Source organism: Pantoea sp. R102 (genome assembly GCF_004916815.1).
GTDB classification, from domain to species: Bacteria; Pseudomonadota; Gammaproteobacteria; order Enterobacterales; family Enterobacteriaceae; genus Pantoea; species Pantoea dispersa.
In genome coordinates, this window is the sequence record NZ_SDFT01000077.1 from 1 (window position 1) to 24,557 (window position 24,557).

Genomic DNA, 24,557 nt, shown 5'->3' on the forward strand with positions numbered 1-24,557 from the left:
GTGGCTGGCGCTGGATATTGCGGCGGGCGTGCCGGTGATCGACAGCGCCACCACGGCGCAGCTGATTCCGCAAGCCACCAACCTGCAGGCGCTGGATGCCATCAGCTTTAAAAAAGGCTGTTATACCGGCCAGGAGATGGTGGCGCGCGCCAAATTCCGCGGCGCCAATAAACGTGCGCTCTACTGGCTGGCAGGCAGCGCCAGCAAAGTACCGGACGCGGCCAGTTCGCTGGAGTTGCAGATGGGCGACAAATGGCGTCGCACCGGCACGGTGCTGAGCGGCGTACAGCTGGATGATGGCAGCGTGTGGGTGCAGGCGGTGCTGAACAACGATCTGGAGCCGGATAGCGTGCTGCGCGTTGAAGGCGATGAAAGCGGTAAGCTGACCATCCAGCCACTGCCCTATTCGCTGGAGGAGTAACGGTTACGGCTGGTACGCCGCAGGGTCGCCATCAGTGGCGACCCTGGCCTTGTTACATCACGTAAAAATAGATGGCGCAAAAGTGCAGCACGCTGCCGCCCAGCACGAAACCGTGCCAGATGGCATGATTGTACGGAATACGGCGCGACACATAGAAAATCACCCCGAGCGAATAGACAATCCCGCCCGCCGCCAGCAGCCAGACGCCGCCGGCCGACAGTTTGGTTGCCAGCTGATAAATCACCACCAGCGACAGCCAGCCCATGCTGAGATAGGTCACCAGCGACAGCACTTTAAAGCGATGCGCAATGGTCAGCTTAAAGATGATGCCCGCCAGCGCCAGACTCCAGATCACCACCATCAATCCCTGCGCCAGCGGTGATTGCAGCCCGACCAGCAGAAACGGCGTGTAAGTCCCGGCGATCAGCAAATAGATGGCGCAGTGGTCAAATTTCTTCAGCCAGTATTTGGCGCGCTGATGCGGAATGGCGTGATACAGCGTCGAGGCGAGGAACAGCAAAATCATGCTGCCGCCGTACAGGCTATAGCTGGTAATGGCGGTGATATTCGCCTGCATTTCAACGGCCTGGGTCAACAGCAACACCAGCCCCACGATGCCAAACACGCAGCCCAGGCCGTGGCTGATGCTGTTGGCGATCTCTTCGGCCAGTGAATAGCCCTGGGCAATAAGTCGGTTCTGTACCATGGCGTCGGATTCCTGAACATCGTAACGAAAGTTGTGCTTTTTCTGTGCACCAGAGTAGCGAAGAACAATTTCAGAGTACACATGTACGCTAAAATTATTCTGTGAAGAGGTGTGACAACCCAGCGGCAAACCAATCTGTTACACTGAGGCTTCTTTTTGCCGTGAGCGCCGCCCGAATGTTTTCACACAGCGACCTGTCCCGTTTGAATGACCTTGAGATGCAGGTTTATCACTTCATCATCAAACACCGGGAAAGTGTCAGTTATATGACCATCCGCGAACTGGCGGCGCAGGCGGGCGTCTCGACCACCACGGTGCTGCGCTTCTGCCGCAAAATGCACTGTGACGGCTGGTCAGAATTTCGCATCCGTTTTCGCCTGGCGCAGGAGCAAAGCGCGCCGGTGCTGCTTCCCTCCGGCGTCGGAGAAATGCTGAGCTTTTTTAAAAGCATCAACAACGCAGAATTTGATCAGCAGATTGCCACCGCAGCGCAAATGATCATTGAGGCTGAGCACATTTTCTTTATTGGTGCTGGTACTTCAGGCAGCCTTGGCAAATATGGTGCACGCTATTTTTCTAATATTGGTAAATTCAGTCATCACATCGATGATCCTTATTACCCGGTGAGTAAGAGCGCCTGGGAAAATGCGCTGGCGATTATTTTATCCGTCTCTGGCGAAACCGAAGAGATCCTGCGCTTTGCCAGTCAGTTCAGTCTGCATCACTGTAAAATCATCTCCATCACCAATCACGACAACTGCTCGCTGGCGAAAATGGCGGATTTCAATCTCTCCTATCATGTGCCGCAGGAGAAACTGCCTGACCGCTACGATATTACCACCCAGGTACCGGTCATTTATATTCTGGAGACGCTGGGCCGTTATATTGCCCGCCTCACGCAAGTATAAAACAGCCTGTTTTTTGGCGGTAACAAGTCACATTTCCGCGCCGGTGTTATAGCGTGACTTTGCTATTTCAGTTGTTACACTGCGGGCAGTGTTATTTTCGCCAACAGCGTGACGAGGTATTGAAATGAATGAAGGATTGCAGTTACCCAACGGATTTCTCTGGGGCGGCGCGGTGGCAGCCCATCAGGTTGAGGGCGGCTGGGATCAGGGCGGCAAAGGCGTCAGCATCGCCGATGTTCTCACCGGCGGCGCACACGGCGTTGATCGCGTCATCACGCCCGGCGTCCAGCCCGGCCAGCACTATCCCAACCATCAGGCGGTGGAATTCTATTCACACTACAAACAGGACGTGGCGCTGTTTGCTGAGATGGGTTTCAAATGCTTCCGCACCTCGATTGCCTGGACGCGCATTTTCCCCAACGGCGATGAACTGCAGCCCAATGAAGCCGGCCTGCAATTTTACGATGACCTGTTTGATGAACTGCTGAAATATGGCATCGAACCGGTGATTACCCTGTCGCACTTTGAGATGCCTTATCATCTGGTTAAAGAGTACGGCGGCTGGGCTAATCGCAAAGTGGTCGATTTCTTTGTGCGCTTCAGTGACGTGGTGATGACGCGCTATCGCCACAAGGTGAAGTACTGGATGACCTTCAATGAAATCAATAACCAGCGCAACTGGCAGTATCCGCTGTTCGGCTACTGCTGCTCCGGCGTCGTATTCACAGAGCATGAAAAGCCGGAGCAGACGATGTATCAGGTGATGCATCACCAGTTCGTTGCCAGTGCCAAAGTGGTGAAGCGCGGCCACGAAATCAACCCGGATTTCCAGATTGGCTGCATGATCGCCATGGTACCGGTCTATCCGTTCTCCTGCCATCCAGACGACGTGATGCGCGCGCAGGAGTCGATGCATCAGCGCTACGTGTTCAGCGACGTGCAGATGCGCGGCGCGTACCCGGCTTATACGCTGAAAGAGTGGGCGCGCAAGGGCTATCACATTGCGATGGAAGCCGATGACGCCGAAACGCTGCGTCAGGGCTGCTGCGACTACATCGGTTTCAGCTACTACATGAGCAACGCGGTGGACACCAAAGCCAGCGGCGTCGACGACCCGATCACCGGCTTCGACGGCGTAGTGCCTAACCCGCATGTGAAAGCGTCTGACTGGGGCTGGCAGATTGATCCGGTCGGCCTGCGCTACGTGCTGAATGCGCTGTATGAGCGCTACCAGAAGCCGCTGTTTATCGTTGAGAACGGCTTTGGTGCCATTGATAAAGCCAATGCTGAGGGCGTAATCGAAGATGACTACCGCATTGATTATCTGCGCGCGCACATCGAAGAGATGAAAAAAGCGGTGGCGCTGGATGGCGTTGATCTGCTCGGCTATACGCCGTGGGGCTGCATCGACTGCGTCTCCTTTACCACCGGCCAGTACAGCAAGCGCTACGGCTTTATCCACGTCGATAAAAACGATGACGGCAGCGGCAGCTTTGCCCGTTCGAAGAAGAAGAGTTTCGCCTGGTATCAGCAGGTGATTGCCAGCAATGGTGAAGTGCTGTAACCGCTAATGGCGCGCGACGTATAAATGTGCGCCGTGCGCAGACAGGCTGTGACGTGCGGCTTAACGGCCGCCTGATGCATCAATAAAGCTGCCGGTGACGTAAGAAGCGGCGTCACTGGCCAGCCAGGCGATGGCGGCAGCGATCTCCTCCGCCTGGCCGCCGCGCTGCATTGGCAGCGATGCCGCGAGACGATCAACGCGCCCCGGCTCGCCGCCGTCGGCATGCATATCGGTGTAGATCAGCCCTGGCCGCACGCTGTTGACGCGAATCCCCTGCGCTGCCACTTCCAGTGACAATCCTCTGGTCAGCGTGTCCATCGCGCCTTTCGACGCCGCATAATCGACATACTCATTGGGCGAGCCGGTACGCGCGGCCGCTGACGAGACGTTAACAATAGCGCCGCCCTGACCGCCGTGTGCGGTGCTCATGCGTTTTACCGCTTCGCGGCAGCAGATAAACGTGCCGGTGACGTTGGTTGCCAGCACGCGCTGAATGCGCGCAGCATCCAGATCCTCAACCCGGCACTGGGAGAAGAGAATACCGGCGTTATTCACCAGCACGCGCAGCGCGCACGGCTGCTGATCCAGCTGGCGGAACATGCGCACCACCTGCGCTTCATCGGCAATATCCGCCTGTAAGGCAAACGCGCTGCCGCCCTGCGCTTCGATATCTGCTACCACCTGCAACGCTTCTGCTGCGCGCTGCCGGAAATTGATTGCCACGCGATAACCCGCCTGCGCCAGCAGCAGCGATGTTGCCCGTCCAATTCCGCGGCTACCGCCGGTGACCAGTGCCAGATTCATATGCTTCTCCCATAAAAAAAGGCCGACAAATCGGCCTTTAGTATTACTGAAGGGTTTGGATTACGCCTGCAAATTACTGGTATTCGCTCATCGGAACGCATGAACAGAACACATTGCGATCGCCAAACACATCGTCGAGACGCTTAACGGTCGGCCAGTATTTGTTGGCGCTGCCGGCCGGGAAGACCGCCAGCTCGCGGCTGTACGGATGAGTCCAGTCGCCGACGATTTCCATCTGGGTATGCGGTGCATTCACCAGCGGGTTGTCGTCAGCCGGCCATTCACCGTCGGCTACGCGATCGATTTCCATGCGGATCGCCAGCATCGCGTCAATAAAGCGGTCCAGCTCGATTTTGCTCTCGGATTCGGTCGGCTCGACCATCAGCGTGCCGGCGACCGGGAACGACATGGTCGGCGCATGGAAGCCGTAGTCGATCAGGCGTTTCGCGATATCCAGCTCGCTGATGCCGGTCTGCTCTTTCAGCGGACGAATGTCGAGAATGCACTCATGCGCCACGCGGCCGTCGCGGCCGGCGTACAGAATCGGGTACGCTGACTGCAGCCGGCTGGCGATGTAGTTGGCGTTGAGAATCGCCACCGAGCTGGCCTGCTTCAGCCCTTCTGCGCCCATCATGCGAATGTACATCCAGCTAATGGGCAGAATAGATGCGCTGCCGAACGGCGCCGCAGAAACCGCGCCCTGCTGGGTCAGCACGCCGTCAATCTGCACCACGCTATGGCCCGGTACGAATGGTGCCAGATGCGCTTTTACCCCGATAGGCCCCATGCCCGGACCGCCACCGCCGTGCGGAATGCAGAAGGTTTTGTGCAGGTTGAGATGCGACACGTCAGCGCCGATATAGCCCGGCGTGGTGATCCCTACCTGCGCGTTCATGTTTGCGCCGTCGAGGTACACCTGGCCGCCGTACTGATGCACGATCTGGCACACTTCGCGAATGGTCTCTTCGTACACGCCGTGCGTCGACGGATAGGTCACCATGATGCACGACAGCGCATCACCGGCCTGTGCCGCCTTCTCACGCAGATCGCCGAGATCGATGTTGCCCTGCTTATCACAGGCCACCACCACGACCGCCATGCCCGCCATCTGCGCAGACGCCGGGTTGGTGCCGTGCGCCGAGCTCGGGATCAGACAGATAGTACGGTCACCTTCATTACGGCTCTCATGATAGCGACGGATGGCCAGCAGGCCGGCGTATTCACCCTGCGCGCCAGAGTTTGGCTGCATGCACAGCGCATCGTAACCGGTGAGCTGGACCAGCCACTGTGACAGCTGGCCGATCATCTGCAGGTAGCCAGTCGCCTGCTCTGCCGGACAGAACGGGTGCAGTTCAGCGAATTCCGGCCAGGTAATCGGAATCATTTCGGCGGCGGCATTCAGTTTCATGGTGCATGAGCCGAGCGGGATCATCGCCTGATTCAGCGCCAGATCCTTTTTCTCCAGGCTGTGCATGTAGCGCATCATCTCAGTTTCGCTGTGATGACGGTTGAACACCGGATGGGTAAGGAATTCGCTGGTACGCTGCTGGCCGGCCGGAATAGCGCTGTTTTCCGCCGCCACTGCGGCGTCCAGCGCCTCGATATCCTGGCCGTGCGCGTCGCCCAGCAGAATGGCAAACAGCGCCAGCACATCTTCACGCGTGGTGGTTTCATCCAGCGTGATACCGACCGCATTGAGGATATCGCTGCGCAGGTTGACGCCGAAGCTCAGCGCACGGTTCAGCACCGCCGCTTTGTCCGTGACTTCAACGGTCAGCGTATCGAACCAGCTGTGATGGCGCAGCTTCAGGCCGCCGTTTTGCAGGCCTGCCGCCAGAATCGAGGTCAGACGGTGAATGCGCGAGGCGATGCGCTTCAGTCCGGCCGGGCCATGGTAAACCGCGTACAGGCCGGCGATATTCGCCAGCAGCACCTGTGAAGTACAGATGTTGGAGTTGGCTTTCTCACGGCGGATGTGCTGTTCGCGCGTCTGCATCGCCATGCGCAGTGCAGTGTTACCTGCGGCATCGCGTGACACACCGATGATACGGCCCGGCATGGAGCGCTTGTGCTCATCACGGCTGGCAAAGAAGGCCGCGTGCGGACCGCCGTAGCCCATCGGTACGCCAAAGCGCTGGGCGGAACCGAAGACGATATCAGCACCTTGTTTGCCCGGCGCTTCCAGCTGCACCAGCGCCATGAAATCCGCCGCCACGCTCACCACCACTTTGCGGCTTTTCAGCTCAGCAATCAGTTCACGGTAGTCGTGCACTTCTCCGCTGGTACCGACCTGCTGCAGCAGCACGCCAAACAGATCGTCGTGCTCGCGGGCTTTTTCGGCGCGATCGATAATCAGCTCAAAGCCAAAGGTTTCGGCGCGGGTGCGCACCACATCCAGCGTTTGCGGATGGATGTCATCGGCGATAAAGAATTTGGTCGCGTTTTTCAGCTTGCTGACGCGTTTAGCCATCGCCATCGCTTCGGCGGCCGCGGTGGCTTCATCCAGCAGCGAAGCTGAAGCGATATCCAGCCCGGTGAGATCGAGCGTCAGGGTCTGGAAATTGAGCAGCGCTTCCAGACGGCCCTGCGACACTTCCGGCTGATACGGCGTGTAGGCCGTGTACCAGCCCGGGTTTTCCAGCATGTTGCGCAGAATCACCGGCGGGGTGATCACGGCGCTGTAACCCATTCCAATCCAGGATTTGTAACGCTGATTCTGGCTGGCAATGGCTTTCAGCTCTGCCAGCGCCTGCTGTTCAGTCGCGGCATCGCCTACCGCCGGCGGGCCTGGCAGCTGGATATCAGCAGGCACAATTGAAGCGATCAGCGAAGCCAGCGAGCTGGCACCAATCGCTTCCAGCATGGTGGCCTGCTGCGCGGCATCAGGACCGATATGGCGCTCAATAAAAGCACCGTTATGTTCGAGCTGGCTGAGAGTCTGGGTCATTTACAGTACATCCTGAATCGGGCTGGGTGACAAAATGGCATTAAATCAGGCAGATAAAAAAGAAGGCGCCGCAGTGCAGCACCTTCAGAGACTACCGGTTACTCGTCGATAGACGCTTTGTAGGCGGCGGCATCGAGCATCGCGTCGAGCTCGGACTCATCGCTGGCTTTGATGCGGAACAGCCAGCCGGCGGCGTACGGTTCGCTGTTAACCAGCTCCGGGGCATCGCCCAGCGCTTCGTTGACTGCCACGATTTCACCGCTCAGCGGGGCATAGATATCCGATGCGGCTTTCACGGATTCGGCTACCGCACAGTCGTCACCGGCGGCAAAGCTGGCGCCCACGTCAGGCAGGTCGACAAACACCATGTCGCCCAGCAGTTCCTGCGCGTGTTCGGTGATGCCCACGGTAAACGTACCGTCGGCTTCTTTACGTACCCACTCGTGGCTATCACGGTACTTCAATTCATTTGGCACATTGCTCATCGCCATTTCTCCTGAAAAAAAATTACTGAGCGACCGGCTTGCCGGCGCGAACAAAAATAGGTTTAGTCACTTTCACCGGCATTTCACGATTGCGGATTTCAACAATCGCCTGCTCACCGATACTGGCCGGCACGCGCGCCAGCGCAATGCTGTAGCCCAGCGTTGGCGAGAAGGAGCCGCTGGTAATGATGCCCTGCTGCGGCTGTCCCTGCGCATCGGTAAAGCGCACCGTCAGACCGTTACGCAGCACGCCTTTTCGGTCATCACCAGCCCGACCAGTTTTTCCGTGCCGTTCTCGCGCTGCGCTTCCAGCGCTTCACGGCCAATGAAATTACGGTCGGCGGGCTCCCAGCTGATGGTCCAGCCCATGTTGGCGGCCAGCGGCGAAACGCCTTCATCCATCTCCTGACCATACAGATTCATGCCAGCTTCGAGACGCAGCGTATCGCGTGCGCCCAGTCCGGCTGGTTTCACGCCTGCGGCCAGCAGCTGCTGCCAGAAATCTGCGGCCTGAGCAGCAGGCAGGGCGATTTCATAACCGGCTTCACCGGTATAACCGGTCGTGGCGACAAACAGATCGCCGGCCTGTACGCCAAAGAACGGCTTCATGCCAGCCACCGCGTCACGCTGTGCCGCGCTAAACAGGCTCTGTGCTTTTTGCTGCGCGTTCGGTCCCTGTACGGCGATGAGCGCCAGATCGTCACGCTCGGTGAGCGCAACCCCAAACGGCTGCGCATGCTCAGCGATCCACGCCAGATCCTTCTCGCGCGTGGCGGAGTTGACCACCAGGCGGAAGAAATCTTCGCTCATAAAGTAAACAATTAAATCATCAATGACGCCAGCTGAAGCATTCAGCATGCCGGTATAGAGGGCTTTGCCGGGCTGAGTCAGTTTGGCGACGTCGTTGGCCAGCAGGTAACGCAGAAATTTACGGGTGCGCGCGCCGTGCAGATCGACAATGGTCATGTGGGAAACGTCAAACATTCCGGCATCGTTGCGCACCGCATGGTGCTCATCCATTTGCGAGCCGTAGTGCAGCGGCATCATCCAGCCGTGGAAGTCCACCATGCGGGCACCGCAGGCCTGATGCTGTTCGAATAGAGGCGTTTGCTGAGTCATAACCATCCTGTGAAGACAAGTGAGTGTGACGCGCCTGCGCCGTCAGTTTTGAGCGACGCAAACGTTCTCTTTACGCTGAAGTTACCACCGAATACGGCAATTAACCATAAGGAAAACGAGGGTGAAACCTTATCATCCTTTGTGCTGCCCCGGCAGCCACTCCAGCACATCTCACTGCATTTATGTGATTTACCGCGCATATAATTCACCTGTTACGCAGTAATTCAGCCGAATAATGGAAGCTGTGCCGCAGACAAGGGAAATGGTTCGGGAGCAAAAAGCATTTTGGATTAGTTAAAGTAATGCGAATTGAGGCCTGAAATTAGAATAAATCAAATGAAGGGCAATTCGGGTGCAGCGATGCACAATAATGGTGCCGGGGCGGGTTTTGCAGTGACGTTACCGGGTGCGAACAGGGTCGCGATGGATGGCGACAACGCTGTGCAGTTCGGTGATTTATGAGCGGCAGCCGACTGCCATGCCCACCCTTGAGAGCGATCGCGTAACGTCAGTGCAGGAAAAACGGCACCTGAAACGGTGCCATAATAAGGAGGGTTAGCGGATCCAGCCGGGCAGGTCGTTGAGGCCCATGGCCTGCTTCAGCAGTAACGGCTTTACGCCAGGCAGCGTGTCGGCCAGCTTCAGCCCGACGTCGCGCAGCAGTTTTTTCGCCGGATGGTGCCCGGCAAACAGCTCACGGAAACCCTGCATGCCGGCCAGCATCAGCGCTGCGCTGTGCTTGCGGCTGCGTTCATAACGCCGCAAATAGAGATGCTGGCCGATATCTTTGCCCTGCTGATGCAGACGGCGGATTTCGCCAATCAGCTCGGCGGCATCCATAAAGCCGAGGTTAACCCCCTGCCCGGCCAGCGGATGGATGGTATGCGCCGCATCGCCCACCAGCGCCAGCCGGTGCGCAGCAAAGTTGCGGGCGTAACGCGCCATCAGCGGGAAGGTTTTCCGTTCGCTTTCCACCTGGCACAGACCAAGGCGCATATCGAATGCCACCGACAGCTGCTGGTTAAACAACGCTTCCGGCATGGATTGCAGTCGCGCCGCTTCCTGCGGTGACAGCGACCAGACGATGGAGCACAGGTGCGGATCCTGCATCGGCAGTAAGGCCAGAATGCCGTCGCCGTGGAACACCTGGCGCGCGATGGCATCGTGCGGCATATCGGTGCGAACATTGGCCACCAGCGCGTGATGTTCGTAATCCCAGAAAGTAATCGGGATATCCGCTTTGTCACGCAGCCACGAGTTGGCCCCGTCCGCAGCAATCAACAGGCGCGCGCTCATCATGCTGCCGTCCTGCAGGGTAATAAAGGCTTCATTATCGCCAAACGCCACCTGCTGCAGCTGAGCCGGCGCAATCAGCGTCACCTCGCTGCACTGGCTGGCGCGCTGCCACAGCGCACTGTGAATCACCTCGTTTTCAATGATATGTCCGAGGTGCGACAGTCCCTGCTGCTCGTCATCAAAGCTGATCGAGCCAAAGCTGTCCTGATCCCACACTTCCATGCCGTGATACGCGCTGGCGCGCAGCGCGAGGATGGTGGACCAGACATCGAGTTTTTGCAGCAGACGCTCGCTGGCGGCGTTGATGGCCGAGACGCGAACCGACGCTGGCGCCGCCGCATCAAATTGTGGCTCAGGCGCTTTTTCCAGCACCGCAACGCGCAGGCCGCTGCCCTGTAAGCCACAGGCCACCGCCAGACCGACCATGCCGCCACCGGCAATCGCCACATCAAATGTTTGCATTGCTGCCCCTTAATTCATGCTTAACGCTTAACCCAGCCGAGCGTGCGCACGGCAAGTGGGTTTCGCAGCCATGGCAGGTGGTCCATTGCCACCAGCCCAAGATTTCGTCCTGCCACCAGCGGGGCATAACGGTTGGCGAACAGCCGCACCAGACCGTCGGTGACGCCAATGGTCGCCGCGCGATCCGGCTGGCGGCGCGCAGCAAAATGGTGCAACACCGCGTGGCTGCCCGGATCCTGCTGGTGACGATGCGCCGCCGCAAGGGTTTCCGCCAGCGACATCACATCGCGCAAACCGAGGTTAAAGCCCTGCCCGGCGATCGGATGCAGCGTCTGCGCCGCATTGCCGACCAGTGCCAGCCGGTGCGTCACCTGACGCTCTGCGGTCTGCAGCGCCAGCGGATAGATTTCGCGCTGGCCGGCGTGAGTAAAGCGCCCCAGCCGCCAGCCAAAGGCGCGCTGTAATTCATGCAGGAAGGTGGCATCGTCCCACTGCTTAACCGTGGCTTCGGCAGCCGCCGGATGACACCACACCAGCGACAGACGGTTGCCGGACATCGGTAGCAGCGCCAGCGGGCCATGCCGGGTGAAGCGCTCAAACGCGCGACCCTGATGCGGCAACTGCGTCGCGACGTTGGCAATCACCGCCAGCTGCTGGTAGTCGTCGCGCTGCCAGCGAATGCCGCAGGATGCCGCCAGCGGCGAGCGTGCGCCGTCAGCGGCCACCAGCAGCGCGCCCTGTAACGTTGCGCCGCTGCTGAGCGTCGCCTGCACGCTATCAGCGCTGCGGGTTACTGAGGTCACGTGATCCGGACAGCACAGCGTCACGCCGGGTGCCTCACGCAGACGTTTAAACAGGCGCTGTCCCACGTCATACAGCTCGACCACGTTGCCCAACGCCGACAGCTGATAATCCTCAGCCTGCAGCTGAACAAACCCGCTGTGCCCGCGATCGGAAACGTGGATGTGGGTAATGGGCGTGGCGCAGTCCGCCAGCGAACGCCACAGGTCAATTTCCGCCAGCTGCTGACAGGTGCCCGCCGCCAGCGCGATGGCGCGCCCGTCAAAGCCCGGGTGCGCGCGGCTGTCCGGCTGATGACGTTCAATCAGCGTCACCGGCAACTGGCCCTGCGTCAGATGCGAAATCGCCAGTGCCAGCGTGGCGCCGGTCATGCCGCCGCCTGCAATCAGGATACTCATACGCCGCGCGCCGCCGCCATCAGTGCTTCGATCGCCTCAGCGTCTTTTACCACGCTGTCGGTCAGGTTTTCATTACCGTCGGCGGTGATGACGATGTCGTCTTCGATACGGATACCGATGCCACGATACTGCGCCGGCACTTTGGCATCCGGCGCGATATACAGGCCCGGTTCAACGGTGAGCACCATGCCGGGTTCAAGCAGGCGGTCGCGGCTGGGCGTGCCGTAGTGGCCGACGTCGTGCACGTCCAGCCCCAGCCAGTGACCAAGGCCGTGCATAAAGAACGGACGGTGCGCCTGCTCTTCAAACAGCGTATCGATATTGCCTTCCAGAATGCCCAGATCGACCAGACCGGTGATCATGATACGCACCACTTCGTCATTGACTTCATGGATGCTGATGCCCGGGCGGAACATCGACAGCGCCTTATACAGCGAGGCGAGCACGATGTCGTAGATCTCGCGCTGCGGCTGGCTGAATTTACCGTTAACCGGGAAGGTGCGGGTGATATCGCCAGCGTAGCCATGGAATTCGCAACCGGCATCAATCAGCACCAGATCGCCGTCGCGCATTTCGCTTTCGTTTTCGGTGTAGTGCAGAATGCAGCCGTTCTCACCGGAGCCCACAATGGTGTTGTAAGACGGAAAGCGCGCGCCGTGGCGGGTGAATTCGTGATGGATTTCGCCTTCCAGCTGATACTCAAACATGCCGGGACGGCACGCCTGCATCGCACGGGTATGTGCCAGCGCGCTGATTTTTCCTGCGCGGCGCAGAATGGCGATCTCGTCTTCGCTTTTAAACAGGCGCATCTCATGCACCCAGGGACGCCAGTCGGTCAGCGTCGCCGGCGCGCTGAGGTTTTGCCGGAAACCGCGGCGCAGTTTCTCCAGCGCACTGAACACCAGCGTATCCGCCTCCGCGTATTCACCCTGTGCGTGATAGACCACGTCGAGTCCGTTGAGCAGCTGGTGCAGCTGCTCGTCAATCGCATCCCACGGCAGCGCGCGGTCAACGCCCAGCTTCGCCGGCGCGGCTTCCTGACCAAGCCGACGCCCGAACCAGATCTCTGCCGTCAGGTCGCGTACGCGGTTAAACAGCACGCTATGGTTATGATTGTCATCGCTCTTGATTAATACCAGCAGCGCCTGCGGCTCGTTGAAGCCGGTGAAGTACCAGAAGTCGCTGTTCTGGCGAAAGGGATATTCGGTATCGTTGCTGCGCGTCACTTCAGGTGCAGCAAAAATCAAAGCCGCGCTGCCGGGCGCCATGCGGGCGATCAGCGCCTGACGACGTTGCCGGAAAGTTTCCAGTGTAATCATATTTGCACTCCCTGTAGAAAACGGGCAGCGACCTGCCCACGATGACGCGCTTAGTGTAGCGTAGGTTTTTGCACTTCCGGTGCGGTCGGCGTGCGTGGCCGGGTGAAGGTGTCATGGCAGAGCAGCGCGGCAACGCGCACGTACTCAATCACCTCTTCCAGCGACTGTTCGAGCTCTTCCTGATCTTCATCTTCATCGTAGCCAAGTTGCGCAATGGTGCGCAGATCGTCAATCGCTTCGCCGGTCTCACCGGTCACTTTGTCCAGCTTCGGCTGCGTCACGCCCAGGCCCAGCAGGAAGTGATTGACCCAGCCGGCCAGCGCGTCAGCACGATCGAACACCGTGATGTCTTCCTCATCCGGCAGCATCAGCTGGAACAGGAACCCCTCTTCATCCAGCGTGTTGGCCAGGTTTTCATGCAGCGCCTGCAGCGGCTGCGACAGGCTTTGCGAGAACGCCATGCCCTCGTTAGTCAGGTCGTGCACCAGGGTTTTCCAGCTGCTGTCCTGATTGCCGCCGCACAGAATGCCACACAGCAGTCCGTGCATCTCGGCGGGCGTCATGCCTACGCCCTGCTGGGAAAGTGCCGCGGCCAGCGCGTTGTAAGTGGGTGTTGCGTTCTGTAAAGACATAAGCTTTGGTCGTCGTTGGCAGAATAAGTTCGTGTTATGCTACCACCAGGTGCCTCAGGGTTTCCAGAAAAGGGGTTGTAACTTATCACGCGGGTCTATATAGTTGCGCACCTCCCAACCCATTGACAGGTAAGGGAGATGCGAACGAAGTAATCAGTCAGGATGGTGGCATGTCTGCACAACCGGTAGATATTCAGATTTTTGGTCGTTCATTGAGAGTGAATTGTCCGCCTGAACAGCAAGATGCGCTGAATCTGGCCGCAGAGGATCTCAATCAACGGTTGCAAGATTTAAAAGTTCGCACTAGAGTCACAAATACAGAGCAGCTGGTGTTCATCGCCGCGTTAAACATTTGCCACGAGCTGGCACAAGAGAAAGGTAAAACGCGCGATTACGCAGCCAATATGGAACAACGCATCCGTATGCTGCAGCAGACCATTGAGCAGGCATTAGTTGAGCAAGGTCGCATAACTGAACGTCAGGGCCCTAAATTCGAATAACACTTCATGGTACTCGTGTTAGAGTAACGGTGAAGTCAATTTTCTCTGAGATGTTTGCAAGCGGGCCAGTCCCCTGAGCCGATATTTCATACCAACAGAGTGTGACGCTCTGTAACCTGTGAGCATGCTCGGTCCGTCCGAGAAGCCTGATGGTTACGACGGCATACTCACCTTGAACCAAGGGTTCAAGGGTTACAGCCTGCGGCGGCATCTCGGAGATCTCCTCTTAGTTCCACCCTGTTATTCCCGGTGTGATAATGTGGCTATCAACAGCCTTATCAGCCGGGGACATCATGCCAGCACCTTCTCTTCTCGACCGACAGGATATTCGTCAGCATGTGCGCCATCTGCGCCGCAATCTTACGCCTGAGCAACAGGTTGAGGCCGCCGATCTGCTGGCTGAACATGCCATTAATTTTGCCCCGCTGGCCAGCGCACAACGCATCGCGCTGTTTCTCTCCGTCGACGGCGAAATCAATACCCGACCGCTGATTGCCAAACTGTGGCAGCAAAAGAAGCAGGTCTTTCTGCCGGTGCTGCATCCGTTTGCGCCCGGTCACCTGCTTTTTTTGCGCTACACGCCAGAAACCCCGCTGCGGCCTAACAAGCTGCGCAACCCTGAGCCGCCGCTGGATATTACGCAGCTGGCGACACTCGATCAGCTGGATGTGATGCTGGTACCGCTGGTGGCATTTGATGCGCAGGGACAACGCTTAGGCATGGGCGGGGGTTTTTACGATCGCACGCTACAGCACTGGCAGCAGCATGGCTTTTTACCGCTGGGTATTGCGCACGACTGCCAGCGCGTGGATGCGCTGCCGGTGGCGGCCTGGGATGTGCCATTGCCGGCAATTCTGACGCCGTCAAAGCTGTGGCAGTGGGAAACGCTGGCGGGATAAAGACAGGGCGCCCAGCGGCGCCCTGCACTGTCAGTACAGCAGACGGGCGCGCATGGTGCCCGGAATCGCCTTCATCAGCTGCAGCGCTTTCTCCGCCACATCCTCTTCGGCATCAATATCGATAACCACATAGCCCATCACTGGCGAGGTTTGCAGATACTGAGCGGCAATGTTGATGCCCTGCTCGGCAAAGATCTGGTTGATGGCGGTCAGCACGCCCGGGCGGTTTTCATGGATGTGCAGCAGGCGGCTGGCGCTGGCAGCGTGCATCGGCAGCGAGACTTCCGGGAAGTTAACTGCAGAGAGCGTCGAGCCGTTGTCAGAGTACTTGGCCAGCTTGCCAGACACTTCCAGACCGATGTTCTCCTGCGCTTCCTGCGTGGATCCGCCGATGTGCGGCGTCAGGATCACGTTGTCGAATTCGCACAACGGCGAGTTGAACGGATCGCTGTTGGTTGCAGGTTCAACCGGGAAGACGTCGATGGCCGCACCGGCGAGGTGCTTGCTGGCCAGCGCATTACACAGCGCCGGGATGTCGATCACGGTACCGCGCGCGGCGTTGATCAACAGCGCGCCGGGCTTCATCAGCGCCAGCTCTTCGCTGCCAATCATGTTCTGCGTGGACGGCGTTTCCGGCACGTGCAGGCTGACCACATCACTCATGTTCAGCAGGTCAGAGAGATGGCGCACCTGGGTGGCATTGCCCAGCGGCAGCTTGTTTTCGATATCGTAGAAAAATACGTGCATACCGAGGCTTTCCGCCAGCACGCCGAGCTGCATCCCGATATGGCCGTAGCCAATGATACCCAGCTTCTTACCACGCGCTTCGTACGAACCGGTGGCGATTTTATTCCAGATGCCGCGGTGTGCTTTGGCGTTGGCTTCCGGAATGCCGCGCAGCATCAGCAGCATTTCGCCGATCACCAGTTCCGCGACCGAACGGGTATTGGAGAACGGGGCGTTGAACACCGGCACGCCGCGTTTCGCTGCCGCGCTGAGATCAACCTGGTTAGTACCAATACAGAAGCAGCCCACCGCCACCAGCTTTTCAGCTGCCGCGAAGATCTCTTCAGTCAGTTGGGTACGGGAACGGATACCAATGAAGTGGGCATCGCGGATGGAGGACTTCAGCGTCTCAGCATCCAGTGCGCCTTTGTGGAACTCGATGTTGGTGTAACCTGCGGCGCGCAGATTATCCAGCGCACTCTGGTGAACGCCTTCCACCAGCAGGAACTTAATCTTGTCTTTTTCCAGTGATACCTTTGCCATTTCCCGACCCTATTCAGAATTCAACGAGGACTACCATAAGGTAGCCTTCTGTCAAAATATCAAAATTTTCCGGCGCGGCAATACAAACGATTGCCTGCACGCCAGCACGCGCCCACGTGCAGACAACACAAATCCACACAAAATCGTGAGATGACGAGAGCGCAAAGTACGAACCTGCTGTTGATGAATCATTTGTGACATAAGTCACCAAATTTCACTGCAGCAAGAAAAGATGTTTTGCGGATGGAAATAACCGGCGCTGGCGGCGCGCCGGTGAGATCAATTGGTGATGGTTTTCACGCCGTCCGGCGTACCAATCAGCGCGATATCCGCTCCGCGTGCGGCAAACAGCCCCACGGTGACGACGCCCGGCAGCGCATTGATGGTTTTTTCCAGCGCAATCGGGTCAAGGATGCGCAGATTATGTACGTCGATAATAATGTTGCCGTTATCCGTAACCACGTGCTGACGATACTCCGGCAGGCCGCCCAGCTTCACCAGCTCCCGCGCCACATAAGCGCGCGCCATCGGAATCACCTCCACCGGAAGCGGGAAGTTGCCCAGCACATCGACCTGTTTGGACGCATCCGCGATGCAGATAAATTTCTGCGCCACCGCCGCAACAATTTTCTCGCGCGTCAGCGCCGCGCCACCGCCCTTGATCATCTGCATCTGTGGATTGATCTCATCAGCCCCGTCGACATACACCGACAGCGCATCCACGTTGTTGAGATCGAACACCGGAATGCCCAGCGATTTGAGCTTTTCGGTTGAGGCTTCCGAACTGGAAACCGCGCCCTCGATCTGATCCCTGATGGTACCAAGCGCGTCAATAAAATGCGCCGCCGTTGAACCGGTGCCTACGCCAACAATGGTGCCTGGCTGCACGTACTGCAGCGCTGCCCAACCTACCGCTTTTTTCAGTTCATCCTGGGTCATGGTATGTTTAAAACCTGTGCGACATCGAAGTGCGCGTAGTATAAAACAAGGCGCTGTCAAAAAGCGCGGCTGACGGACGTTGGATGTAAGCCTTTGGAAGCCAGCCCGCAAAAACGCGTCGGCCGCACAGCTTCGCCGTTTTATGGCATAGTAGTTTCCACCCTGAACGAGAGAGAACAACAATGAAACGCCCGGATTATCGAACGCTTCAGGCGCTGGATGCTGTGATTCGCGAACGCGGCTTTGAGCGTGCGGCCCAGAAGCTGTGCATCACGCAGTCTGCGGTGTCGCAGCGCATTAAACAGCTGGAAAATTTATTTGGTCAGCCGCTGCTGGTGCGTACCGTGCCGCCGCGCCCGACCGAGCAGGGACAAAAATTGCTGGCGCTGCTGCATCAGGTGGAGCTGCTGGAAGAGGAGTGGCTGGGCGATGATAACGGCGGCACCACGCCGTTGCTGCTGTCGCTGGCGGTGAACGCCGACAGTCTTGCTACCTGGCTGCTGCCGGCGCTGAAAGATGTGCTGGCTGACTCGCCGGTGCGCCTGAATCTGCAGGTGGAAGATGAAACCCGCACGCAGGAGCGTTTACGGCGCGGTGAGGTGGTCGGGGCGGTGAGTATCCAGCCGCAGCCGTTGCCAAGCTGTCTGGTGGATCAGCTGGGTGCGCTGGACTATCTGTTCTGCGCCTCGCCGGAGTTTGCCGCTCGCTATTTCCCCAATGGCGTGACGCGCTCGGCGCTGCTGAAAGCCCCGGCGGTGGCGTTTGATCACCTCGACGATATGCATCAGGCCTTTTTGCAGCAGAACTTTGATTTATCGCCGGGCAGCGTGCCGTGCCACATCGTGAACTCGTCAGAGGCTTTTGTGCAGCTGGCGCGTCAGGGATCGGTGTGCTGTATGATTCCGCACCTGCAGATTGAGCGCGAGCTGGCGCAGGGAGAGCTGGTCGATTTGACGCCGGGTCTGTATCAGCGCCGGATGCTGTACTGGCACCGTTTCGCGCCGGAAAGCCGTCTGATGCGCAGCGTGACCGATGCGCTGATTGCCCACGGCCACCGCGTATTGCGCCAGGATGAAGTTGCGGCTTAGCGCCCTTCAGATTAGCGCACAATAGTCGTAGCGGCGCGATTCATCGCGCGTTTTAACAGCGGTTCTGCTGCTGGAGAGCGCGATGAATCGCGCCGCTACAATTTTACAGGCTAACTTACTGCGCCGTATTCGGTTTGATTTCGAATACCACATCCACCTGATCGTCAAAATGGATGCTCTGCTGCTCGTAGGTCTGCTGCGCGGTGGTATCCGCTGCGGCACCGGCCGCTTTGTACATGCGCGCCATCGGCATCGGCTGGTAGTTAGCCACGTGATAGCGAATGCTGTACACCGAGCCCAGCTTGGCATTGAAGCCTTCCGCCAGGGCGCTCGCCTGCTGTGTGGCATTGGCAATCGCCGCTTTACGCGCCTGATCTTTGTAGCTGTCCGCGTTAGCCACGCCCAGCTCAACAGAACGAATCTCATTCAGGCCCGACTTCAGCGCGCCGTCCAGCAGCTCATTCAGCTTATCCAGCTGGCGCAGCGTCACTTCCACCTGACGCACCGCACGGTAGCCTTTCAGCACCGATTTGCCCTCTTTGGTGTAGTCATACTCCGGCTGGGTGCTGAGATTAGCCGCATCAATATCTTTCTTCTCGATGCCGTTCTTTTGCAGGAAATCAAAATATTGCGCCACGCGGTCGTCAGCCTGTTTTTTTGCATCCGCCGCGTCTTTCGACGAAACATTCACCACGATGGAGAGCGTCGCCATATCCGGACGGGCATCCACGCTGGCCTGTCCTGATGTCACCACGTGCGGTCCGTTCGGCACTTCTCCCGCCTGGACCAGACCGGACAGTGCGCCCGTGCTCATTACGGCGGCCAGCGCCAGTGCTTTCAGTTTCACGAAAGTCCTCCTTGAAGGGTTCAATTTGCAGGTCGCCACTATGGCGAAACCCAAAACACATTACTATGCGTGATGGTCTGAGTTTGAAATTAGCAAAAAGTTCGGCTTTGCTCAGGTTTAACGTATCCGCGATCGCAAATTTATCGCTACAGATTCGCTGAAAAGCGCCGCCTGTGTTTCTATTAAAGAAACACTTCTGCCCCTCGGGAGAGTTGTATTATGACAGAACAGCCACTTAGCCAAAGCGCTGTCAGCGTGCGAGCCGGACGCACACGCTTTATGATGCTGGCCCTGGTGTTTATCAACATCATCATTAACTACATGGATCGCACCAACCTGTCGGTGGCCGCCACGCAGATGGCCGGTGAACTGCGCTTCACGCCGCTGGAGATGGGGCTGATCTTCTCGGCGTTCGGCTGGATCTATGCGGCGCTGCAGATTCCCGGCGGATTCCTGATCGATCGTCTCGGCGCGCGGCTGGTATACGGCGCGGGTCTGTTTGCCTGGTCGCTGATCACCGCGCTGCACGCTTTTGCCAGCAGCTTCGGCGCGCTGTTCGGTCTGCGCCTCGGCGTCGGCGCCTTCGAGGCGCCGGTGATGCCGGCTAACAATCGGGTGATTTCCAGCTGGTTCCCCGAGCAGGAGCGTGCCAGTGCAATTGGCATCTACTCGTCCGCACAGTTTGTTGGCCTCGCCTGTATGACGCCGCTGCTGTTTCACGTGCAGGCTGCGTTTGGCTGGCGCGGGCTGTTTCTGATTACCGGCGTGGCGGGCATGATTTGGGCGCTGGTGTGGTATCTGCTGTATCGCGAGCCGAACCAGCACAAAGGCGTATCAGAGGCTGAACTTAACTATCTGCGTGACAACGGCGCACTGCTGGAAAATCGCCAGGGCAGCCAGCCGCCGCGCGCACGCTGGGCCGATCTGGCGCAGATGTTTCGCAGCCGCAAGCTGGTCGGCATCTATATTGGCCAGTTCACCATCTCCGCCACCTTCTGGTTTTTCCTCACCTGGTTTCCTACCTATCTGGTGGAGTATCGCCACATGGACTTTATCAAGAGCGGCTATGTGGCGTCGCTGCCCTACTTCGCGGCGTTTTGTGGTGTGCTGCTGGCTGGCTTTGCCTCAGACCGCATGGTCCGGCGCGGCGTGTCAGCCAGCGTGGCGCGCAAGCTGCCGGTGATCCTCGGCTTGTTCCTCACGCTGTTCATTCTGGGTGCTAACTACACCGAAGATTCGCGGCTGATCATCCTGTTTATGTCGCTGGCGTTTTTTGGTAATGGCCTGGCGACAATCACCTGGGTGTTTGTTACCGCGCTGGCGCCGCGCCATCTGATTGGTCTGGCCGGCGGCGTATTTAACTTTACCGGCGCGCTGTCATCCATCGTGGTGCCGATCGCCATCGGCGCCCTGATTGACGGCAGCAACTTCGCGCCGGCGCTGGCCTTTATCGCCGTGCTGGCCGCTATTGGCATCTGCAGTTATCTGTTTGTGGTAGGAAAAATTGACCATGTCAGCGCGCGCTGATGAGCCGTTTCGCCAGCGCGTGCAGCTGTTGCAGACGCTGCGCCAGCTGGGCTTCATCGGCCTGCCAGATTTTGGCGAAGGCCAGCGCCGCGCGGTTGTTATTGATCGGCTGCGCCATACTGATTTCGCCGTCCTCGCGATGCCACATCAGATAATCCTGCGCACGCTTCTGCGCCAGCAGCGGGGCAATCTGCGCCCACTGTTCGTCACTGAAGCGTGGCCGCAGCACCTCGTCACTCTCCGCCGCCAGCAGCGCGACGCCAATCACCGACTGCCACGCTGGCAGCATGCGGAATCCGGCCAGCGCCTGGCTGGTACTGGTGCGCTCGCCGGGCTCCGAGTGCCAGATGTAGATGACCTGGTCCTCCCACAGCACGCCAAGCGCCACCACGATGTCGCGCGGCGCGTGCGCCTCCAGCTGCGGCAGTGCCGAAGCAAACAGCGACGATCCACGAATGGCCTGCGCCGCCAGCGCATGAATGCCCGGGCCCGGCAGATAACGCCGGTGTTCATCCTGAATCGTCAGGCCGATGGACGCCATGGTCATCAGCAGACGGTTTACCCGCGTGCTGTTCATCCCCATCTGGCGCGCCAGTTCACGGCCGCCGACCGCTTTGTCACTGGATACCAGATATTGCAGGCAGCGAATTCCGTCAATCAGGCTCTGGTTGGGTTGCGAAGACATAAATCACCTTGTGACGGTAAAAATTCAATCTTAGCAGCCTTCAGGCGGGAGTAACCTCATGATGCAAACTTTCTCTTCTCAGGCCGCGCGTGCCTTTCCGTTGCAGTCGTTACACGCCGATGTGCTGGTCGCCGGCGGCGGTCTGGCTGGCGTGTGCGCCGCGCTGGCTGCGGCACGCGCGGGCCAGCAGGTGGTGCTGATTCAGGATCGCCCGGTGCTCGGCGGCAACGCCTCCAGCGAAGTGCGGCTGTGGGCCAACGGCGCGACGTCGCATATGGGTAATAACAACCGCTGGGCGCGTGAAGGCGGCATCATGGGCGAGATCATGGAGGAGAACCTGTGGCGCAACAAAGAGGGCAACCCGGTGCTGTTCGACATGGTGCTGCTGGACATCGTGCAGGCGCAGCCGCGCCTGACGCTGCTGCTCAATACCGTAGTCAGCGACATCGAAAAATCCGCACAGCGCCTGCAGGCGGTTCAGGCTTTCAACGCCATCAATCAGACCCGCTATCGCGTGACGGCCGACCAGTTTATTGATGCCAGCGGCGACGGCGTGCTCGGCTATCTGGCCGGGGCAGCGCACCGTGTGGGCGCAGAATCACCGCAGGAGTTTGGCGAAAAAATGGCGCCGGGCGAGCAGTTTGGTCACAAGCTCGGCCACTCAATTTATTTTTATACCAAACGCAGCGCGCAGCCGGTGCGCTTTGTACCGCCCTCCTTTGCGCTGAAAGAGATCACCGCCATTCCGCGCTATAAACGCCTGAGCTCCGATCTCAACGGCTGCGATCTGTGGTGGCTTGAGTGGGGCGGCCGGCTGGATACCGTGCATGAAAGCGAAACCATCAAGTGGGAGCTGTGGAAGATTGTCTGGGGCGTGTGGGATTACATCAAAAACTCCGGCGAGTTTGCCGATGCCGACACGCTGACCATTGAATGGGTTGGGCTGATTCCCGGCAAGCGCGAGAGCCGACGCTTTCTCGGCGATACTCTGCTGTGTCAGCAGGATATCATCGCGCAGCGCGACCACTACGATGCGGTGGCCTACGGCGGCTGGTCGATTGACCTGCATCCGGCCGACGGCGTGTACAGCGCTCACGACGGCTGCCGCCAGTTCCACAGCAAAGGCACTTACACCATTCCGTTTCGGGCGCTGTACAGCCAGTCGCTGGATAATCTGCTGCTGACCGGTCGGCTTATCTCTGCCACGCACGTTGCCTTTGGCAGCGCGCGCGTGATGTGCACCTGTGGCGTGCTGGGCGAAGTGGTGGGCCGCGCGGCGGCGCTGTGTCAGCAGCATAACCAGACACCGCGTCAGCTGGCGCAGCCGGAGCATATTGGTCAGCTGCAGCAACAGCTGCTGCGCCACGGCGCGTTCATTCCGCGTCAGCAGCTGGCGCATCCGGCCGGTGCCGCTCAGGTCAGCGCCAGCAGCACCTTCGCGCTGCACGCCCTGCCCGCGGATGGCGGCTGGCACGCCCTCACCTCACGCTGCGCCCTGCTGCTGCCGCTTAAAGCCGGAGAACGCCTGCCGGCGCTGACGGTGCGGCTGCGGGCGTCATCCGCGCAGACGCTGCAGGTTTCACTGCTGACCAGCGACAATCCGGCCAACACCTGCGGCGATCGGCTGCTGGCCACGCACAGCCTGCAGATTGACGCTGAAGAGGCGTATTCGCTGCCGTTTGACTACCGTGCGGAGTGCGATCGCTACCTGTTTATCGCCTTTGAAGAAAATCCGGCGGTTGAAGTGGCGCTCACCCGCCAGCGCCTGCCGGGCATTATGATGGTATTTAACAGTCTCAATCCGCGCGTCGCGAAACGCACCCGGCAGATAAACGACGGCGATTACGGCGTGGATGAGTTTGATTTCTGGCTACCGCGCCGCGCGCCCAATCAGATTCTGATCGCGTTTAGTCTGGCGACGCCGCTGCGACTGTGGCACTGCGACTATTTGCTCGACGGTAAACTGCGGCCGGAAAGCCACACCCACGGCTGGCTGCCGGCGGCGGACGATCGCCAGCCGTGGGTGTGCTGGCAGTGGCCGGACGCGCAGCGCGCCAGCCAGATTACGTTGCTGTTCGATAACGATTTCGATCATGCGATGGAAACGGTGCAGATGGGCCATGCGCAGGCGGTAACGCCGCACTGCACTACCCACTATCGCCTGTGGCTGGATGACACGCTGCTGGCCGAGGTCAGCGATAATCATCACTCGCTGTGCCATCATGCGCTGCCCCCGGATACCGCGTTCCGCCAGATTCGGCTGGAGCTGCTGGCCAGCGCAGGCGCCCTGCCCGCGCTTTACGGCCTGCATGTGCATCACCAGCCGGCGATGCCCTGACGCGCCAGCTGCACGGCGATAAACCACATCACGCCGCCCACCAGCAGATTAATGATGCGCTGCGCGCGCACGGTGCGCAGGCGCGGCGACAGCCAGGCGGCCAGCAGCGCCAGACCGAAAAACCACAGCAGCGAGGCGCTGGCGGTGCCGAAAGCGAACCAGCGGCGCGCCTCCGCCGACGGCAGCTGACTGCCGAGGCTGCCGAGCACCACGAAAGTGTCGAGATAGACATGCGGATTGAGCCAGGTCACCGCCAGCATAGTGGCGACAATGCGCCAGCGCCCCTGCTTCAGCGCCGCCTCTGACGCCAGCGTGACATCACCCTGCCAGGCACTGCGCAGCGCGCCCCAGCCATACCACAGCAGAAACGCCACGCCAGCCCAGGTGATCAGCATCAGCAGAACCGGTGACTGCTGCAACAGCGCGCTGCCGCCAAATATTCCGCCACAGATCAGCGCAATATCGCTCAGTGTGCACAACGACGCGGTCATCAAATGGTAGTGGCGCTTAATGCCCTGGTTCAATACGAAGGCGTTTTGCGGGCCTAACGGCAGGATCAGCGCAGCACCAAGGGCAAGCCCTTGTAAGTAAACAGATAACACA

At 59.1% G+C, this 24,557-nt stretch carries 21 protein-coding genes, 1 other RNA gene and 1 pseudogene; 9 read left to right on the forward strand and 14 right to left on the reverse strand.

Annotated elements, in window-relative coordinates; all coding sequences use genetic code 11:
• On the forward strand, window positions 1-421 hold a 421-nt coding region (ygfZ, locus tag ERD80_RS09500; RefSeq protein ID WP_136546679.1), incomplete at its 5' end, for a tRNA-modifying protein YgfZ.
• Between the two features lie 52 nt (window positions 422-473).
• On the opposite strand, the gene ERD80_RS09505 is transcribed toward ygfZ, so the two are convergent.
• Window positions 474-1,127: a hemolysin III family protein gene (locus ERD80_RS09505; RefSeq protein WP_021506671.1), complete on the reverse strand. Its 654-nt coding sequence runs from the start codon at window positions 1,125-1,127 to the stop codon at window positions 474-476.
• A 176-nt stretch (window positions 1,128-1,303) separates the two neighbouring features.
• On the opposite strand from ERD80_RS09505, the gene ERD80_RS09510 reads away from it, so the two are divergent.
• Both ERD80_RS09510 and ERD80_RS09515 read left to right on the forward strand, forming a co-directional pair.
• On the forward strand, window positions 1,304-2,035 hold the full coding sequence (locus tag ERD80_RS09510) for a MurR/RpiR family transcriptional regulator (protein ID WP_058757092.1): 732 nt from the start codon (window positions 1,304-1,306) through the stop codon (window positions 2,033-2,035).
• A gap of 124 nt (window positions 2,036-2,159) precedes the next feature.
• Window positions 2,160-3,599, forward strand: coding sequence for a 6-phospho-beta-glucosidase (locus tag ERD80_RS09515; RefSeq protein WP_058781311.1), 1,440 nt, complete (start codon window positions 2,160-2,162; stop codon window positions 3,597-3,599).
• A gap of 60 nt (window positions 3,600-3,659) precedes the next feature.
• On the opposite strand, the gene ERD80_RS09520 is transcribed toward ERD80_RS09515, so the two are convergent.
• The 8 genes and pseudogenes from ERD80_RS09520 to ERD80_RS09555 all read right to left on the reverse strand — a co-directional run bounded on the left by ERD80_RS09520 (window position 3,660) and on the right by ERD80_RS09555 (window position 13,862).
• A complete protein-coding gene (locus tag ERD80_RS09520) occupies window positions 3,660-4,403 on the reverse strand; it encodes an SDR family oxidoreductase (RefSeq protein WP_136546681.1) in 744 nt (247 codons plus the stop codon).
• A gap of 73 nt (window positions 4,404-4,476) precedes the next feature.
• Window positions 4,477-7,350 (reverse strand): aminomethyl-transferring glycine dehydrogenase, encoded by a 2,874-nt coding sequence (gene gcvP / locus ERD80_RS09525; RefSeq protein ID WP_136546683.1) that lies wholly within the window; start codon window positions 7,348-7,350, stop codon window positions 4,477-4,479.
• Window positions 7,351-7,448: 98 nt separating this feature from the next.
• Window positions 7,449-7,835 carry a glycine cleavage system protein GcvH gene (gene gcvH / locus ERD80_RS09530; protein ID WP_058781308.1) on the reverse strand — a complete coding sequence of 129 codons (387 nt, stop codon included), beginning with the start codon at window positions 7,833-7,835 and terminating at the stop codon, window positions 7,449-7,451.
• Window positions 7,836-7,857: 22 nt separating this feature from the next.
• Window positions 7,858-8,954: pseudogene (gene gcvT, locus ERD80_RS09535) on the reverse strand (glycine cleavage system aminomethyltransferase GcvT).
• A gap of 555 nt (window positions 8,955-9,509) precedes the next feature.
• Window positions 9,510-10,712 carry an FAD-dependent 2-octaprenylphenol hydroxylase gene (ubiI, locus tag ERD80_RS09540; RefSeq protein WP_136546685.1) on the reverse strand — a complete coding sequence of 401 codons (1,203 nt, stop codon included), beginning with the start codon at window positions 10,710-10,712 and terminating at the stop codon, window positions 9,510-9,512.
• A 20-nt stretch (window positions 10,713-10,732) separates the two neighbouring features.
• Window positions 10,733-11,911, reverse strand: a complete 1,179-nt coding sequence (gene ubiH, locus ERD80_RS09545; protein WP_136546687.1) for a 2-octaprenyl-6-methoxyphenyl hydroxylase — start codon at window positions 11,909-11,911, stop codon at window positions 10,733-10,735.
• Complete coding sequence (gene pepP / locus ERD80_RS09550; RefSeq protein WP_104188393.1) at window positions 11,908-13,230, reverse strand: Xaa-Pro aminopeptidase; 1,323 nt, start codon at window positions 13,228-13,230, stop codon at window positions 11,908-11,910. Before pepP ends, ubiH begins: the two co-directional genes overlap by 4 nt.
• 50 nt (window positions 13,231-13,280) lie before the next feature.
• Window positions 13,281-13,862: a YecA family protein gene (locus ERD80_RS09555; protein ID WP_058757098.1), complete on the reverse strand. Its 582-nt coding sequence runs from the start codon at window positions 13,860-13,862 to the stop codon at window positions 13,281-13,283.
• Window positions 13,863-14,032: 170 nt separating this feature from the next.
• Between ERD80_RS09555 and zapA the strand changes: the two genes are divergently transcribed.
• The 3 genes from zapA (at window position 14,033) to ERD80_RS09570 (ending at window position 15,261) form a co-directional block, all read left to right on the forward strand.
• Window positions 14,033-14,362, forward strand: a complete 330-nt coding sequence (zapA, locus tag ERD80_RS09560; RefSeq protein WP_021506660.1) for a cell division protein ZapA — start codon at window positions 14,033-14,035, stop codon at window positions 14,360-14,362.
• Between the two features lie 39 nt (window positions 14,363-14,401).
• Window positions 14,402-14,585: non-coding RNA, 6S RNA (gene ssrS / locus ERD80_RS09565), on the forward strand.
• Between the two features lie 70 nt (window positions 14,586-14,655).
• Window positions 14,656-15,261 carry a 5-formyltetrahydrofolate cyclo-ligase gene (locus tag ERD80_RS09570; protein WP_136546689.1) on the forward strand — a complete coding sequence of 202 codons (606 nt, stop codon included), beginning with the start codon at window positions 14,656-14,658 and terminating at the stop codon, window positions 15,259-15,261.
• Between the two features lie 30 nt (window positions 15,262-15,291).
• Here ERD80_RS09570 and serA read toward each other — a convergent pair whose 3' ends face one another.
• Window positions 15,292-16,530, reverse strand: a complete 1,239-nt coding sequence (gene serA / locus ERD80_RS09575) for a phosphoglycerate dehydrogenase (RefSeq protein ID WP_021506658.1) — start codon at window positions 16,528-16,530, stop codon at window positions 15,292-15,294.
• Between the two features lie 279 nt (window positions 16,531-16,809).
• Window positions 16,810-17,469: a ribose-5-phosphate isomerase RpiA gene (gene rpiA, locus ERD80_RS09580; RefSeq protein WP_127834524.1), complete on the reverse strand. Its 660-nt coding sequence runs from the start codon at window positions 17,467-17,469 to the stop codon at window positions 16,810-16,812.
• A 182-nt stretch (window positions 17,470-17,651) separates the two neighbouring features.
• On the opposite strand from rpiA, the gene ERD80_RS09585 reads away from it, so the two are divergent.
• The gene (locus tag ERD80_RS09585; RefSeq protein ID WP_021506656.1) at window positions 17,652-18,557 is read left to right on the forward strand and encodes a LysR family transcriptional regulator ArgP; all 906 of its coding nucleotides are present in this window, start codon (window positions 17,652-17,654) and stop codon (window positions 18,555-18,557) included.
• Window positions 18,558-18,672: 115 nt separating this feature from the next.
• Here the strand turns inward: ERD80_RS09585 and ERD80_RS09590 are convergent, their stop codons facing one another.
• The gene (locus ERD80_RS09590) at window positions 18,673-19,404 is read right to left on the reverse strand and encodes an oxidative stress defense protein (protein WP_021506655.1); all 732 of its coding nucleotides are present in this window, start codon (window positions 19,402-19,404) and stop codon (window positions 18,673-18,675) included.
• Between the two features lie 279 nt (window positions 19,405-19,683).
• Between ERD80_RS09590 and ERD80_RS09595 the strand changes: the two genes are divergently transcribed.
• Window positions 19,684-20,931, forward strand: coding sequence for an MFS transporter (locus ERD80_RS09595; RefSeq protein WP_248295847.1), 1,248 nt, complete (start codon window positions 19,684-19,686; stop codon window positions 20,929-20,931).
• On the opposite strand, the gene ERD80_RS09600 is transcribed toward ERD80_RS09595, so the two are convergent.
• Complete coding sequence (locus ERD80_RS09600; protein ID WP_136546694.1) at window positions 20,918-21,616, reverse strand: IclR family transcriptional regulator; 699 nt, start codon at window positions 21,614-21,616, stop codon at window positions 20,918-20,920. The genes ERD80_RS09595 and ERD80_RS09600 overlap by 14 nt on opposite strands.
• A 58-nt stretch (window positions 21,617-21,674) precedes the next feature.
• On the opposite strand from ERD80_RS09600, the gene ERD80_RS09605 reads away from it, so the two are divergent.
• On the forward strand, window positions 21,675-23,954 hold the full coding sequence (locus tag ERD80_RS09605; RefSeq protein WP_136546696.1) for an FAD-dependent oxidoreductase: 2,280 nt from the start codon (window positions 21,675-21,677) through the stop codon (window positions 23,952-23,954).
• Here the strand turns inward: ERD80_RS09605 and argO are convergent.
• Window positions 23,933-24,556, reverse strand: coding sequence for an arginine exporter ArgO (gene argO, locus ERD80_RS09610; protein WP_088517202.1), 624 nt, complete (start codon window positions 24,554-24,556; stop codon window positions 23,933-23,935). The two genes, ERD80_RS09605 and argO, sit on opposite strands and share 22 nt — an antisense overlap.
• Window position 24,557: the final 1 nt, after the last annotated feature.